Source organism: Colwellia sp. 6_MG-2023 (genome assembly GCF_030547765.1).
In the GTDB taxonomy this organism is placed as follows: domain Bacteria; phylum Pseudomonadota; class Gammaproteobacteria; order Enterobacterales; family Alteromonadaceae; genus Colwellia.
The window spans coordinates 65,807-79,724 of the sequence record NZ_JAUOPP010000005.1; the positions used below are offsets into that span (position 1 = coordinate 65,807).

Consider the following 13,918-nt stretch of genomic DNA (forward strand, 5'->3'; position numbering starts at 1 on the left):
GCCTACTTGGACACTTAACGACTTGTTATGCTTATTTGTACACTTCCGGCTGATGTAATTCCATGAATGATTTTGGGGAGCTTAATGCTTTAAAACCAAATTGTTCATACAATCCATGTGCATCACTTGTCGCAAGAGCCATACGACGAATACCTTGCAATTTTGGGTGTTCAATAATATTTTTCATTATCCATTTACTAATACCTTTACCGCGATGTTCCTCTAAAACAAAAACATCAGCTAAGTACGCAAATGTCGCAGTGTCTGTAATCATTCGAGCAAAAGCTACTTGATTTCCTGAATCAGTAAACACACCAAAACATAATGAATTATTAATTGCCGTCTCCATGGTATTCAATGGAATATTTTCAGCCCAATAAGATCTAGCAATGTACCCATGAATCACTGAAATATCCATATCACTTGTTTCAGAACTAATTTTATAACCTGAAATCAACACTAACTCCTTTTATAAGCATAACAACTTACTATGAGGTGACATACCTTCTTTCTACAAGAGAGTATCAATCATCCATTATTGTATTTTTAAAAAGATTACTTGATTGTTACCAGTAGATCAATAAGTTAAAAAAACCAGACCTACTGGTTGATGTGTAAAGCAGGCTTTTTGCCTTCTTTCTTATAGAAATGAGGGTAGGGCAATAGGCAATTAGGTAGTAAAAGGATAAAGCTTGTTGGCATCTAAAAATAATTTGAACGACTGTTCTTGTTAATTTCATTAAACAAACTTATTTGAAATAAGATTTTTAAATTCAGTATGGTGATTCTCAAAGCATCTATAAGGTAAAGGAATAAATCCTTGCTCCAATTCCATTAGATAAGCGTCTGTTAATTGGTGAATGTGTAAAACTTTATCCCAAGGAATAAACTTATCTCCTAAATTCGATTTACGCTCAAAGCCATTAGCACAAAATTTGAAAGTACATAGCCCAACTTTCCTGACTTTTATGGCAAATATTAATGAACCGAATAAGTGAGCAACTATCTTGTCCCACAAACTTATTTTTATTTTGCTTGAGGGGAATTTCCCATGTTTTTCTTTATATAAATTAATTGGAGCAAATTCAGTTATCACATTGATATACTCCGACCAAATATAATTTACTTTAATTGACAGCATGTATAAACCTAACGTCCATTTAAAGGGCTGATAATTGTTTACTAAAATGTGTAGGGCATCGGAACCGAGCAAACTGTTTTAGTCCCGCTTCATTGGCTTGTTAGCTGCCAATACCAATATTCCTACTTTTCATATATTTTAATAGTTCGATTTCATCTGTTTTGTCTGATTTAGCCAAAGTAGCAGTTACACCGAGCTGATCTTCAATACTTCGATGTTGTCCCAATTTTTCCTTACCTTCTAATTGTGAAATAGTTATTTTAAAACCAGTGATACCTTTGCTGAGTTTATCTTTAAATTCATCGGGGATAACATTATTAGATTGTAATTGAGGTTCGTATTTACTCACTAAGGCTTCAAGCATACTAGATGTAGTTTCATCATCCGTGAATTCAATTATTCCTGATACATGAACCGCACTATAATTCCATGTAGGTACAGCTGGTTTTTTATCATAAGAGGTTGGTGATATGTAAGCGTGTGGACCAGAAAAGATCACTAAAACTTTTGAATTGTTTATTGATTTAAAATGACTGTTGGTTTTAGAAAAATGTCCATAAAGTACACCATTACTACCTTCATTAGGAAAGGATATTAAAGGGAGGTGTGAAGCTTCTAGATCATTAGAAATAATCGTAGCAAAGCCAAATTCACTAATAAATTGGTGAATCTTATCTAAAGAACCCATGTTCCATTTATCTGGTATATGCATAACTACCCTTTGGCTGCTAACGCCAGAAATTATCAAGATGAAATTATCGGACACCCAAGGTTTGATTACCTAAGTTAATTTTTGTATTCTTTCTGTTATTTTAATCATACAAAACATAACTTAACAATCATTATAGGTTTATTTTCTTAAATCATACTTTGCAGAGTCATTTTACTGAATTTCAGGCAGCACAAAAAAAGATAGCAATTAACAATCTACTGGTGGGTTAACCGAGGTGAGACTACCGAAATATAGTTGCTTGCTGTCGGTGTCCACTTATCCATTTTTTATTCGTATGCATGGCAAAAGCGCTGAGTTCATCAATCGTGCCAACCGCTTGATGGTATTGCTTACCAAACCGTTGTGCTAACTCAAGCCATTGTGAATTAGATAACCCTAATTGATTCAGTATTGGCAATGCTTGAGCATCAAGATGACCGGCTTTATCTGCTCTAATTACTTTACCTGTTTCTTGCACCAACGTTAGGTAATTTAACAGCGAAAAAGTAATGCCTTTCACTGCGTGCTTATGTTCATTACCAATAAAGCCAAGCAGTGGTTTATGAGAGAAGGGTAATTGTTGCTTCTTATCTACTTCACTCGCTTTATCATGGATACGTTCATAGACTGACGTGAATTGTGACTGTTGCACACTATTGACCATCTTAGCTCTAACGGGGTTTAAATCAACATAAGCCATACAAGCTAGCACTGCTTTCTCATCTAGTAGAGCTTGAGATTTAAAGCGACCTTCCCAAAATCGACCTTTACAGTTATCTTCTTGATTTGCTTTACGGGCGATGTATTCATTTAAGTTACGCATTAACCAAGATAAATCACTTAGACGCTGCCGCCACTTAGCGATAATCGCTAATGCCGCTTCAGTTTCAGCTTCGCCACTGTTAGTACCTTGTTGCCAACGCTCAACTAGCGGATGATTATTATAAAGGGCTAGCCAACGTTGACACACGTCTTTGTTACTCCAACCTAAAGCGGCTTCTTCATCCACATAGACCACAAGATGGTAATGGTTCGACATCACGGCATAAGCTGCCACATCAATAGCAAATATGTTGGTTAAGAAACGAATTCTATCAACCATCCATTGACGACGATGTTCAAAGCTTTGTTTGCTATAAGCATCCTCACCACACAAGTAAGCGCGGCGCACACAACGAGAGATTAGGTGATAGTAACGGGTGTCTTGTAATGAAACTTGCTGACGGCGAGATTGGGTCATAATCAAACTCCTTATGTGTTTACTTTATAAACATAGTCAGGAGTTCTTATTTATTCAAGAAAGTATGGGTGTCCTATTTTTATTACTTTTTATTCTATCAAAATATCTGATATTTACTACTTGATTCGCTGTGTAATATGCCCACAATGGCAAGTTGTTTCAATCATCTCGCCTCCCTGGACACTTAACGACTTGTTATGCTTATTTGTAAACTTCCGGGTGATGTAATTCCATGAATGATTTTGGGGAGCTTAATGCTTTAAAACCAAATTGTTCATACAATCCATGTGCATCACTTGTCGCAAGAGCCATACGACGAATACCTTGCAATTTTGGGTGTTCAATAATATTTTTCATTATCCATTTACTAATACCTTTGCCGCGATGTTCCTCTAAAACAAAAACATCAGCTAAGTACGCAAATGTTGCAGTGTCTGTAATCATTCGAGCAAAAGCTACTTGATTTCCTGAATCAGTAAACACACCAAAACATAATGAATTATTAATTGCCGTCTCCATGGTATTCAATGGAATATTTTCAGCCCAATAAGATCTAGTAATGTACCCATGAATCACTGAAATATCCATATCACTTATTTCAGAACTAATTTTATAACCTGAAATCAACACTAACTCCTTTTATAAGCATAACAACTTACTATGAGGTGACATACCTTCTTTCTACAAGAAAGTATCAATCATCCATTATTGTATTTTTAAAAAGATTACTTGATTGTAATCAGTAGATCAATAAGTTAAAAACAAACCCGACTTGTTGATGTGTGAACGAAGGCATTTTACCTTCTACTTAACTTACAGCGCTAAGCAGATATCCTTTTAAGGATAAAATAAATTGATTAATGGGTTAAGAATTTTGAGTTGATGTCATTATTGAAGAAGGATATTTAGCGCCTTTTGAGCTTACTAAAGAGAATTTCAAGAAAATAGACTAAAGAACATAGAACATAGAATTTGTAACTATGTTCTTTAGTTTCCAGCGGCCAGAAGCCGCTGCAATTTAATAAAGTAAGGGTAAGGCATAGGCTAAGCAGCTAGCTCTTTACGAATGATCTCAGCACCTGCACTTAACGCTTTTAATTTGCCGCTAGCGATATGGTGCGGTAGGGGAGTCATACCACAGTTAGTACAAGGATATAGCTTATCCGCGTCTACAAATTGCAACGCTTTGCGTAAGGTGTCGGCAACTTCTTCTGGTGTTTCAATAGTATGGCTAGTAACATCAATTGCACCTACCATCACCTTTTTACCACGAATAAGTTCAAGTAGATCCATTGGCACATGAGAGTTGTGACATTCGAGTGAGATAATATCAATTTTAGATTTTTGCAGCTTAGGAAAAGCTTCTTCATACTGTCGCCACTCAGATCCCAAGGTTTTTTTCCAATCGGTATTAGCTTTTATGCCGTAGCCGTAGCAAATATGCACAGCTGTTTCACATTTAAGTCCTTCAATGGCGCGTTCTAAGCAGGCGATTCCCCAAGCATTAACTTCATCAAAAAATACATTAAATGCAGGTTCATCAAATTGAATTATATCAACACCCGCTGCTTCTAATTCTTTGGCTTCTTGATTAAGAATAATGGCGAATTCCCAAGCAAGTTTTTCACGACTTTTATAATGATCATCATAAAGGGTGTCTATCATGGTCATAGGACCTGGCAACGCCCATTTAATTGGTTGATTGGTTTGCTTACGTAAAAACTTAGCGTCTTCAACAAAAACAGACTTTTGACGAGAAACTGGGCCTACCACTGTTGGTACACTCGCGTCATAGCGATCGCGAATTTTAACCGTTTTGCGTTGCTCAAAATCAACGCCATTAAGGTGTTCAATAAAGGTAGTAACAAAATGTTGGCGGGTTTGTTCACCATCGCTAACAATATCAATGCCTGCTTGTTGTTGATCTAATAACGATAAGCGTAATGCATCGTGCTTGCCTTCGGCTAATTCGTTACCTTGTAATTTCCAAGGTGACCAAAGTTTTTCAGGCTCTGCGAGCCAAGCTGGTTTAGGTAAGCTGCCTGCCGTTGAAGTAGGTAAAATGGTTTTGTTAAAAAGGGCTTTCATAATAAATAATGTCTTATATGTGTGTTATTAAGCTAAGTATTTAACTTAGCTGTTCAATTTTTGCTTAATGTATATATCAACGTAATGATTAACTATATTTTTAAGCATAGTTAACGTTAGCAGACCATTGCTCAAGCACCGTTTGATAAGGTTTGATAAAGTGTTCTTCAGCAAATTTTCCTTGTTCACTAGCTAACTGGCTACGTTCTTCTCGATCGTAAACAATTTGCGTTAAGGAATGGTCTAGGTTCTTTAAATCTGGTTGATACGACTTTCCTGCAACCGCATTTGCATTGTAAATTTCAGGTCGATAAATTTTTTGGAAAGTACCCATAGTGCTGATTGTGCTTATAAGCTCAAGACTGGTGTAATCATTAAGTAAGTCACCAAAGAAGTAAAAAGCTAATGGTGCAACACTATTTGGCGGCATAAAATAACGTACCTGCAAGCCCATTTTTTTGAAATATTGCTCAGTTAATGATGTTTCATTGGGTTGATATTCAACACCTAATACGGGATGCTGATTTTCAGTTTGGTGATACGTTTTATTATCAGAAACACTGATACAGATTACAGGTTTTTTAGTAAAGTTATCGTTGTAAGCTTCTGAATTAATAAAAGATTGAAATAACTTACCATGTAAAACACCAAAATTTTCTGGAATGCTAAATTTGGTTTGATTTTTATTATGTTCTTGCAGTAAAACGCTAAAGTCATAGTCGCGAACATATGACGAAAAGTTATTTCCTACAATGCCTTCAATACGTTTATTAGTTTTATGATCAACAATATTTGTTTTTAAGACTTCAATAGAAGGGAAGGTTTGACCGCTGCCTTCAATATCAACATTAACTGACACAATTTCAAGTTTAACCGAGTAACGATCAGCTTTTGGGTTATCCCAATGTGCTAACGCATTAAAACTATTGTCAATCATTTTTAAAGCATTGCGCAAGTTTGCTTGACGGTAGCTTCCTCTTGCTAAGTTAGCAAAATTAGTGGTGATACGGGTATTGTCTGATGGTTGATAGTCTTCATCAAGACAAATGCTTTTAATAGTAAATGTGAAGTCGTTATTCATTGTGATCTAGTATCCAATTGTCTAATTTAAAACCTAATTTATGTTCGCTGTTGCTAGACTTGTTAATTTACTTTCTGCTTTAATCAGTGAGAAATTATCAAGATCTGTTGTCTTCAAAGTTTGTAGCGTTTGCTGCCTTGTTAACTAATTAATAGTCATTTGAAATATCAATCAGTGTTAAGCGCTGGGTAATTTATACGTGGATTAGTAAGTGATGAAAAGCGCATTTATTTCACATGCCCTATGAGAAAAATTCATGGCCTATATAATTGAATGTTTTAGGTGTTGTCAGTTATATTATTTCGCCTACTGCAAACATAACTACATTTTATGTAGCGAAATAACCCTTTGATTATATTAAAAAGTGAACTGAATGAGTGATTTATTATTGTTAATTACATACTGCGCGTTATTAGGCAGTGTTGTTGGTTTTTTAGCTGGACTATTAGGTATTGGCGGTGGGTTAGTTATTGTTCCGATTTTGAGTGTTTTTTTACTACATTTTGAAATAATACCACCTGAGCAAGTGGTTATTGTTGCGGTAGCGACTTCTTTGGCATCGATATTATTTACATCGACTTCATCAGCAATTGCTCATCATAAAAATGGTAATGTTCCATGGCACTTAGCCCCTTGGATAATGACAGGTGTAGCTCTTGGTGCGCTTATTAGTGGCTTTATGGCTGCATTATTGCCAGAAAAAATTGTTCGTATCGTGTTTGCTGTAAGTGTGGTACTTATTGCGATAAAGATGTTTTACAGCAGCACTAAAGCTGAGTCTACGACAGAACGCCAAATGCCCAATAAAGGCTTGTTAACCTTTTTTACTACGATTACTGGCGCATTATCAGCCATGATAGGCATTGGTGGCGGGGCGCTTTTAGTGCCGTTGTTAACCTTTTTCTCTATTGATATGAAAAAAGCGATCGGTTGTGCTTCTGCTTGTGGCATTGTGATCGCCTTATTTGGCTCTATTGGTTATATCAGCTCAGGTAGTATTCATTTTAATTTAGCAGATGGTTTTGCTGGCTTTGTTTATTTACCGGCCCTATTAGGTATTGTTTGTACTTCTTGGTTTACGGCCCCATTAGGTGCCAAATCTACTCATTATTTACCTGTTTCAACGATCAAGAAAATATTCGCAGGATTATTGTTAGTCATGGCTGCAAATATGATTATCTAATAGGTGCTACAAGTGCGCTCTTATTGATTTTTTCTGCTGTGATACATAATTAATTTATCCTTTTTATGAATTTACCCATTGATAATGACAGCAGTTAAATAACTATATGGATGAATTGTTAGGTTTAAATTTAGTAAAATAGTTAATGAAATAACCGTGTAATAACGATGTAACAATCTATATGTATAAATTATTTTCCATTACGCGATAAGTGCCAAATATTAAGAGTAAAATAAAAACCTGACTAATTAGACAAATAATTTTAAAACCTGAATAATCGCGTTATAATACTCAAAATTAAAAGTTAGGGTTATTATTGATGGATAAGAAATATATTACGGCACAAGAGTTACTAGAAGATTCATTCCGATTAGCAGCAAAAGTATATGAAGATGGCTTTAGACCACAATTTATTGTTGGTATTTGGCGTGGTGGTGCTCCAATTGGTATCGCTGTTCAAGAATACTTTGATTATAAAAAAATCGATACGGATCATATTGCTGTGCGTACCTCTTCTTATTACGGTATTAATAAACAAAGTAAAGATATTACGGTTCACGGTTTACATTATATTATTGAAAATGCCAATGCAGATGATGCCTTGTTAATTGTAGATGATGTTTTTGATTCTGGTCGTAGTATTAAAGCGCTTATTGCAAAATTGAAATTAACAATGAGAAATAATATGCCAACGGATGTGCGAATTGCTTGCCCTTGGTATAAGCCTAATAATAAACAAGTAGATATTACGCCTGATTACTTTGTTTATGAATCTGACGAATGGTTAGTCTTCCCGCATGAATTATCTGGTTTAACACCAGAAGAAATTGCTAAAAACAAATCAGACTTAGCGAATATTAAAGACCTGTTTTAGGCTTTTTTCGTTAATTAAATTGATAACTAAATTACATAGGAAATAACCGAATGCGTTTTCTTTCTTGCTTAGTAGCATTACTACTTTCCTGCTCAGTTTACAGTAAATCTGAAAAACCTACTGTAATTTTGTTATCAATTGATGGTTTTTCATATGAATACCTTGAACAACATAAACCAGCCAATCTGCTTGCTTTAGCTAAGTCTGGTACTGTTGCCGAACTGCTTCCTGTATATCCGAGTAAGACATTTCCTAATCACTTGTCGATTATTACCGGCTCTTACCCTATCAACCATGGCATTAGTAATAATAATTTTTACAATCCTACATTAGGTGAGAAATACGTAAAAGGTGCGGGAAAAAATAACCCTGCATGGTTAACAGCCGAGCCTTTTTGGTACGTTGCAATGCAACAAGATATTAAAGCCGCTGTATATTTTTGGCCGGAATCAGAAGTTATTGGAAAAACACCGACCTATAATGTTCCGTTCAATAAAAAAGATTCAAATAAAGCGCGGTTTACACAAATAATTAAGTGGTTAGAGCTACCGCAAGCAGAGCGACCTCATTTTATTGCCAGTTACTTCTCAACAGTCGATAGTGCAGGGCATCATTATGGCCCTAGGTCGAAGCAGGTTGCGAAGGCTATTGCTGACATTGATAAGCTGCTGGGAGAGTTCGTTTCAACATTAGCAAATGATATAGACCAAGAGGTAAATCTTATTATTGTGTCAGATCATGGCATGATACAAGTTGACAAGAATAAAGCGATAAAACCATCAATGGTGTTTGATCAAGAAACGATTAAACTTATTAAATCGGGCGCTATTATTGTTGCAAGTAACGATACCCAACAATTTCTTTATTTTAACCCGTTAAAATTAAAGCAGCCAGCAGAACAGTTACAAGTAATTGAGAACTTAAAACTAAAATTAGTACAGCAGCAGTCTAGTCTTTATCAATTGTACGCTAAAGGAAGTTATCCTGAGCATTGGCATTTAGCTAAAGATATTACGCTTGTGCCAGACATTATTATTGAAGCAATTCCTCCTGCAACCTTTGTTAAGGAGAAATATAACAAAAAATTAACAATTACTGGTGCTCATGGTTATGATCCAAAAAACCAAAAAAGTTTAGCTGGAATATTCATCGCTTCAGGCGCGAATATCGCAAAAGGAATTGAGGTGGAACCATTTGAAAACATACATGTTTTTTCCTTTATGAGTGAATTGTTAAATCTCAAAAAAATATCAACGATTGATGGTAATAAGGAAGTGCTAATGCCACTTATTATGAAAAATAAATAAAAAGTTAATAGTATGTTATTTTTACTAGCAATTTCATGTAGTAATGTTAGTCTTGAGATCAAGGAAAAGACAATAATAATGTAGTGCAATGAAAAATACTTATATCGCGAGACAAGCAATTTTTAACGATACTTCAGAAACTATTGGTTATGAGCTATTGTTTAGAGACAGTCCTGATAATAAATTCCCCGAAGTTGATCATGATATTGCCAGCTCTAAGTTGATTATTCAAAATCATATTCATGGTGATATTAAAACAATTAGTATGGGCAAGCTGTCATTTATTAATTTCACCGAAAACTGCCTAATTCATAAATTCCCCTTAATGTTTGATAAAGACTCTATAGTAATAGAGCTAGTAGGTCATGAAAAACCAACTAACAAGCTACTAAAAATAATCAAGTTTTATCATGACGAAGGTTATATGATTGCACTAACGCAATATGATTTAGCACTGCATTGGGATGTACTTTTTCCATACATTAATATTGTTAAAGTTGATATTGAAAAAATCAATACTAAACGTTTATTACCTGCTGTTACTCGCATGAGAGCATTTAATATTGCCATTGCGGCAGAGAAAGTAGAAACAAGAAATCAACAACAAACACTTGCTGAAGTGGGCTTTGATTATTTTCAAGGTTATTTTTATCACGAGCCTGAAATTATTAAAGGGCAAACACTTGCACCAATAAAAACTCAAATGCTACATTTGTTAAGTGAAACCTTTAATTCACCACTTAACTATGACAGCGTAGCAGAGATTATTAGTCACGATGTAAACTTAACCGTTGGTTTATTGAAATTAGTTAATAATGTTGCTACAGGTACTCGCGTTAAAATAACATCATTGAAACAAGCGGCGGCTTATTTAGGCGAAGAAAAACTAAGGCACTTTGTTTCTATTCTTGCGTTGTCTAATCTAACATCTGACACGACCGATGAAGTATGTAAACAAGCATTGATAACCGCGAAAATGATGTACTCATTAAGTAATAATGATACCTTTAAACCGGTTAGTGACTTTGCTTTTATCACCGGATTACTTAGCTCTATTGAAGTAATGTTATCTATGCCTATTTCTGAAATTGTAAAAACGATGCCTTTAGCAGAGCCAATTGAAAGGGCTTTAGTGAAGCATGAAGGTTTATTGGGCCAGTTACTCGATTTAACAACGAGTTATATTTTAGGTCACGAACAGGTAACTATTGATAAAACCTTAACGAATATTTTAAATCAGTACTCATTAGACAAAGACGTTGTACAAGCTGAGTTTTTAAAAGCGAGTCAATGGTGTAGTGATCTCGATATTTAAAGTTAATGCTTATAAGGTAAAAGGCCTTCAGTTTATTGCTTTACCGCCTTAACCACTTTCTAATATTGCCTTGTAAAAATTCAGTTATATTAATGAATTAGCAAGGCATCCAACAACCTATTTGAACTCATTATTTCTCTTTAGTATTGGACATAATAGCTGAGGCTAATTAGAATATATCAAAGTTTCCTCTCATTATGTATTCATGTCTAAAACAATACCTGTACCATTATTTCCCACTTATATCGAATTGTGCGATTTTACGTTTGAAAACTATCCAGAATTAGATGACTTTATCAATACACTACCATCTTGGTGTAAAGTTCATTGGGAATGGGGCAAGGAGTTTCTAAAATACACCGGTAGAAATAAATCAGCACATACCTTTGATAGGTTTAGAAATGAAGTTGAAAAATTTTTATTATGGTCATTTTTAGAAAATAAAACACCGATAGATGAATTACGTAAATCAGATATTCTTACTTATGCAGATTTTTGTTGGAAGCCAGCAATAAATTGGATTGGCACCAGTAATCAAGAGCGTTTTAAGCTACAAAATAGTTACTTTACTATTAATGAAATATGGCGACCATTTAAAATACAAGCGGCTAAAAGCCAGACAATAAAGGAAATTGATAAAAAGAAATATCGTCCGTCACAACAAACCTTAACCTCAACATTCACAGCCGTTATTGTATTTTATAATTACTTAATGGGTGAAGAGTTTTGTTATGGCAACCCAGCGCAGATTGCTAAAAAAGATTGTAAGCATTTCATCTTTGACACCCAAGTTAAAGAAATTAAACGACTCTCAAGTTTACAGTGGCAATACTTATTAGATACTGCTATTGAACTTGCTGATGAAGATCCAATATATGAGCGAAATTTATTTGTAATCGCTAGCTTAAAGACTTTGTTTTTGAGAATTTCAGAGTTATCAGAGCGAGATAATTGGTCTCCAACAATGGGACATTTCTGGCAAGATGAAGACGAAAACTGGTGGTTAAAAGTATTTGGTAAAGGAAGAAAGTTGCGTGATATAACCGTTCCCTCTGATTTTATTCCCTTTTTACAACGGTATCGTTTATATAGAGGTCTTTCTGGCTTACCTACCAGCGGTGATAATAATGTTTTAGTTGAAAAAATACGTGGCCAAGGTGGCATGACAACAAGGCATTTACGACGGTTAGTACAAGATATATTCGATCATGCCTTTACACGAATGAAACAAGCTGAAGGTGAAGACCGAGCGGTAAAACTTAAAGAAGCAACCACGCATTGGCTTAGACACACTGGCGCGAGTATGGAAATTGAGCGTGGTAGAGCACTGAAAGATCTATCAGAAGATTTAGGCCATGCCAGTATGGGCACAACCGATACAATTTATGTACAGTCAGAGAATAAGAAAAGAGCTGAAAGTGGTAAGAAAAGAAAGGTGGATTAATCGTTATTGGTATAATTTTACCGCTCAACTTGCAAGTTAATTCAAGGGTATACTCGTTCGTTTTTAACAAGCATTATTGGATAGCTATTCAGGGTCAGTCATACTTGTTACCATCATTCAGTTTAATTAATTATTTGATTTATATCGTTACTGTATTAATAGGAACTTTTTACTTGTGAAACTCTCTAAATTTGGACAAAAATTTACCCAAAAATCCGGCATAGTCGGATTAATGGATGATATAGGCAATGCCCTTGATGAAAATCCCAATATGATATTTATGGGAGGAGGAAATCCAGGTCAGTTACCTGAAGTTGAAAAAGTATTCCAACAAAAATTAGAATCACTTTTAGCTGATCCTATAAAAAGACAAAGTATATTAGGCGTTTATCAGTCTCCACAAGGAGACAAAGAGTTTCGTGTCGCAGTGGCTAGTTTTTTGAAAAAACAATTTGGTTGGGATCTTAACCACAATAACATTGCAATTTCTAATGGTAGCCAATCAGCTTTTTTCATTTTATATAATATGTTTGCTGGCTCTATGCCAAATGGCGATTACCATTCCATTCATTTACCTTTGTCTCCAGAATATATAGGGTATAAAGATATTGGCGTAAATGAAAACTTCTTTACAGCAACTAGACCATCAATTGAACTGTTAGATGATAACTTATTTAAATACCATGTAGACTTTTCAACGTTAGCATTGTCTGACAAAACCGCGGCAATGTGTGTTTCTAGACCTGCTAACCCAACAGGAAATGTACTTACTGATGAAGAAATCAATCATTTAGATGAATTAGCTAAAGAAAAGAATATACCACTGATTATTGATGGTGCTTATGGTCTCCCTTTTCCAAATATCATTTTTACCGAAGCAACACCTCACTGGAATCAAAATACAATTTTAACCCTTAGCCTTTCAAAAATGGGTTTACCTGGTTTACGTACAGGAATTGTTATTGCCAATGAAGAGGTTATTGAAAACTATACCAACGTTAATACCATTGTTAACTTATCTTGTGGTTCACTTGGCCCAGCATTAGCTAAAGAGTTATTTAAAACCGGTGAAATTGTTTCTATCACGCAAGATTACATTAAACCTTTTTATCAAGAGCGCGCTAACAAAGCGGCTAACTGGTTTCGTCAATATCTTGGAAACCTGCCGTATCGAATACATAAGCCTGAAGGTGCAATTTTTCTTTGGTTATGGTTTAAAGACTTACCAATAACAAGTCATGAGTTGTACCAACGCCTTAAAATACGTGGTGTTTTAGTCGTACCAGGTGATGATTTTTTTGTTGGAATTGATGATGAATGGTCTCATAAACGTGAATGTTTACGTGTTTCTTATGTTCAACCTGAACTACAAGTAAAGCAGGGCATTCAAATTATTTCAGAAGAAGTTATGAAGGCTTACCAAGGGATATAGTAGGCTTATTCATATTTAGGACCGGATGTAGAGCACAAAAAGCCAACGATTAGTCGCTGGCTTTTAATAAAAACTATTATGTTAGAGTTGAATCAAAATAG

The 13,918-nt window shown here is 35.0% G+C and carries 13 protein-coding genes; 6 read left to right on the forward strand and 7 right to left on the reverse strand.

Translation table 11 applies throughout. The features are described 5' to 3' along the window. Window positions 1–31: 31 nt before the first annotated feature. The 7 genes from Q4503_RS04775 to Q4503_RS04805 form a co-directional block, all read right to left on the reverse strand. Window positions 32–457 carry a GNAT family N-acetyltransferase gene (locus Q4503_RS04775; RefSeq protein WP_303601612.1) on the reverse strand — a complete coding sequence of 142 codons (426 nt, stop codon included), beginning with the start codon at window positions 455–457 and terminating at the stop codon, window positions 32–34. A 282-nt stretch (window positions 458–739) separates the two neighbouring features. Further along, window positions 740–1,096 carry a hypothetical protein gene (locus Q4503_RS04780; RefSeq protein WP_303601534.1) on the reverse strand — a complete coding sequence of 119 codons (357 nt, stop codon included), beginning with the start codon at window positions 1,094–1,096 and terminating at the stop codon, window positions 740–742. Window positions 1,097–1,241: 145 nt separating this feature from the next. Beyond that, window positions 1,242–1,853 (reverse strand): FMN-binding negative transcriptional regulator, encoded by a 612-nt coding sequence (locus Q4503_RS04785; protein WP_303601535.1) that lies wholly within the window; start codon window positions 1,851–1,853, stop codon window positions 1,242–1,244. Between the two features lie 241 nt (window positions 1,854–2,094). Next, entirely contained in the window at window positions 2,095–3,093 is a 999-nt protein-coding gene (locus Q4503_RS04790) for a transposase (RefSeq protein WP_303601536.1), read from the reverse strand. A gap of 201 nt (window positions 3,094–3,294) precedes the next feature. Further along, window positions 3,295–3,720, reverse strand: coding sequence for a GNAT family N-acetyltransferase (locus Q4503_RS04795; protein ID WP_303601613.1), 426 nt, complete (start codon window positions 3,718–3,720; stop codon window positions 3,295–3,297). 417 nt (window positions 3,721–4,137) lie between these two features. Beyond that, window positions 4,138–5,181, reverse strand: a complete 1,044-nt coding sequence (locus Q4503_RS04800) for a methionine synthase (RefSeq protein WP_303601537.1) — start codon at window positions 5,179–5,181, stop codon at window positions 4,138–4,140. 100 nt (window positions 5,182–5,281) lie between these two features. After that, window positions 5,282–6,262 (reverse strand): DUF1852 domain-containing protein, encoded by a 981-nt coding sequence (locus Q4503_RS04805; RefSeq protein WP_303601538.1) that lies wholly within the window; start codon window positions 6,260–6,262, stop codon window positions 5,282–5,284. A gap of 373 nt (window positions 6,263–6,635) precedes the next feature. On the opposite strand from Q4503_RS04805, the gene Q4503_RS04810 reads away from it, so the two are divergent. From Q4503_RS04810 to Q4503_RS04835, 6 genes are all read left to right on the forward strand, one after another. After that, window positions 6,636–7,445, forward strand: coding sequence for a sulfite exporter TauE/SafE family protein (locus Q4503_RS04810; protein WP_303601539.1), 810 nt, complete (start codon window positions 6,636–6,638; stop codon window positions 7,443–7,445). Window positions 7,446–7,761: 316 nt separating this feature from the next. Continuing rightward, on the forward strand, window positions 7,762–8,319 hold the full coding sequence (locus Q4503_RS04815; protein ID WP_215974034.1) for a phosphoribosyltransferase: 558 nt from the start codon (window positions 7,762–7,764) through the stop codon (window positions 8,317–8,319). 50 nt (window positions 8,320–8,369) lie between these two features. Continuing rightward, window positions 8,370–9,626, forward strand: a complete 1,257-nt coding sequence (locus tag Q4503_RS04820; RefSeq protein ID WP_303601540.1) for an ectonucleotide pyrophosphatase/phosphodiesterase — start codon at window positions 8,370–8,372, stop codon at window positions 9,624–9,626. A gap of 88 nt (window positions 9,627–9,714) precedes the next feature. Then, window positions 9,715–10,941 carry an EAL and HDOD domain-containing protein gene (locus Q4503_RS04825; RefSeq protein WP_215974036.1) on the forward strand — a complete coding sequence of 409 codons (1,227 nt, stop codon included), beginning with the start codon at window positions 9,715–9,717 and terminating at the stop codon, window positions 10,939–10,941. A 205-nt stretch (window positions 10,942–11,146) separates the two neighbouring features. Beyond that, window positions 11,147–12,385, forward strand: coding sequence for a tyrosine-type recombinase/integrase (locus tag Q4503_RS04830; RefSeq protein ID WP_215974037.1), 1,239 nt, complete (start codon window positions 11,147–11,149; stop codon window positions 12,383–12,385). Window positions 12,386–12,560: 175 nt separating this feature from the next. Beyond that, window positions 12,561–13,817, forward strand: a complete 1,257-nt coding sequence (locus tag Q4503_RS04835) for a valine--pyruvate transaminase (protein WP_303601541.1) — start codon at window positions 12,561–12,563, stop codon at window positions 13,815–13,817. The last annotated feature ends 101 nt before the right edge of the window (window positions 13,818–13,918 follow it).

What these genes read in the sequence shown, in the direction of transcription:
- Q4503_RS04800 (WP_303601537.1), bottom strand. Translation starts at nt 5,181, where the DNA reads ATGAAAGCCCTTTTTAACAAAACCATTTTACCTACTTCAACGGCAGGC.
- Q4503_RS04825 (WP_215974036.1), top strand. Translation starts at nt 9,715, where the DNA reads ATGAAAAATACTTATATCGCGAGACAAGCAATTTTTAACGATACTTCA.
- Q4503_RS04830 (WP_215974037.1), top strand. Translation starts at nt 11,147, where the DNA reads ATGTCTAAAACAATACCTGTACCATTATTTCCCACTTATATCGAATTG.
- Q4503_RS04820 (WP_303601540.1), top strand. Translation starts at nt 8,370, where the DNA reads ATGCGTTTTCTTTCTTGCTTAGTAGCATTACTACTTTCCTGCTCAGTT.
- Q4503_RS04810 (WP_303601539.1), top strand. Translation starts at nt 6,636, where the DNA reads ATGAGTGATTTATTATTGTTAATTACATACTGCGCGTTATTAGGCAGT.
- Q4503_RS04785 (WP_303601535.1), bottom strand. Translation starts at nt 1,853, where the DNA reads ATGCATATACCAGATAAATGGAACATGGGTTCTTTAGATAAGATTCAC.
- Q4503_RS04790 (WP_303601536.1), bottom strand. Translation starts at nt 3,093, where the DNA reads ATGACCCAATCTCGCCGTCAGCAAGTTTCATTACAAGACACCCGTTAC.
- Q4503_RS04805 (WP_303601538.1), bottom strand. Translation starts at nt 6,262, where the DNA reads ATGAATAACGACTTCACATTTACTATTAAAAGCATTTGTCTTGATGAA.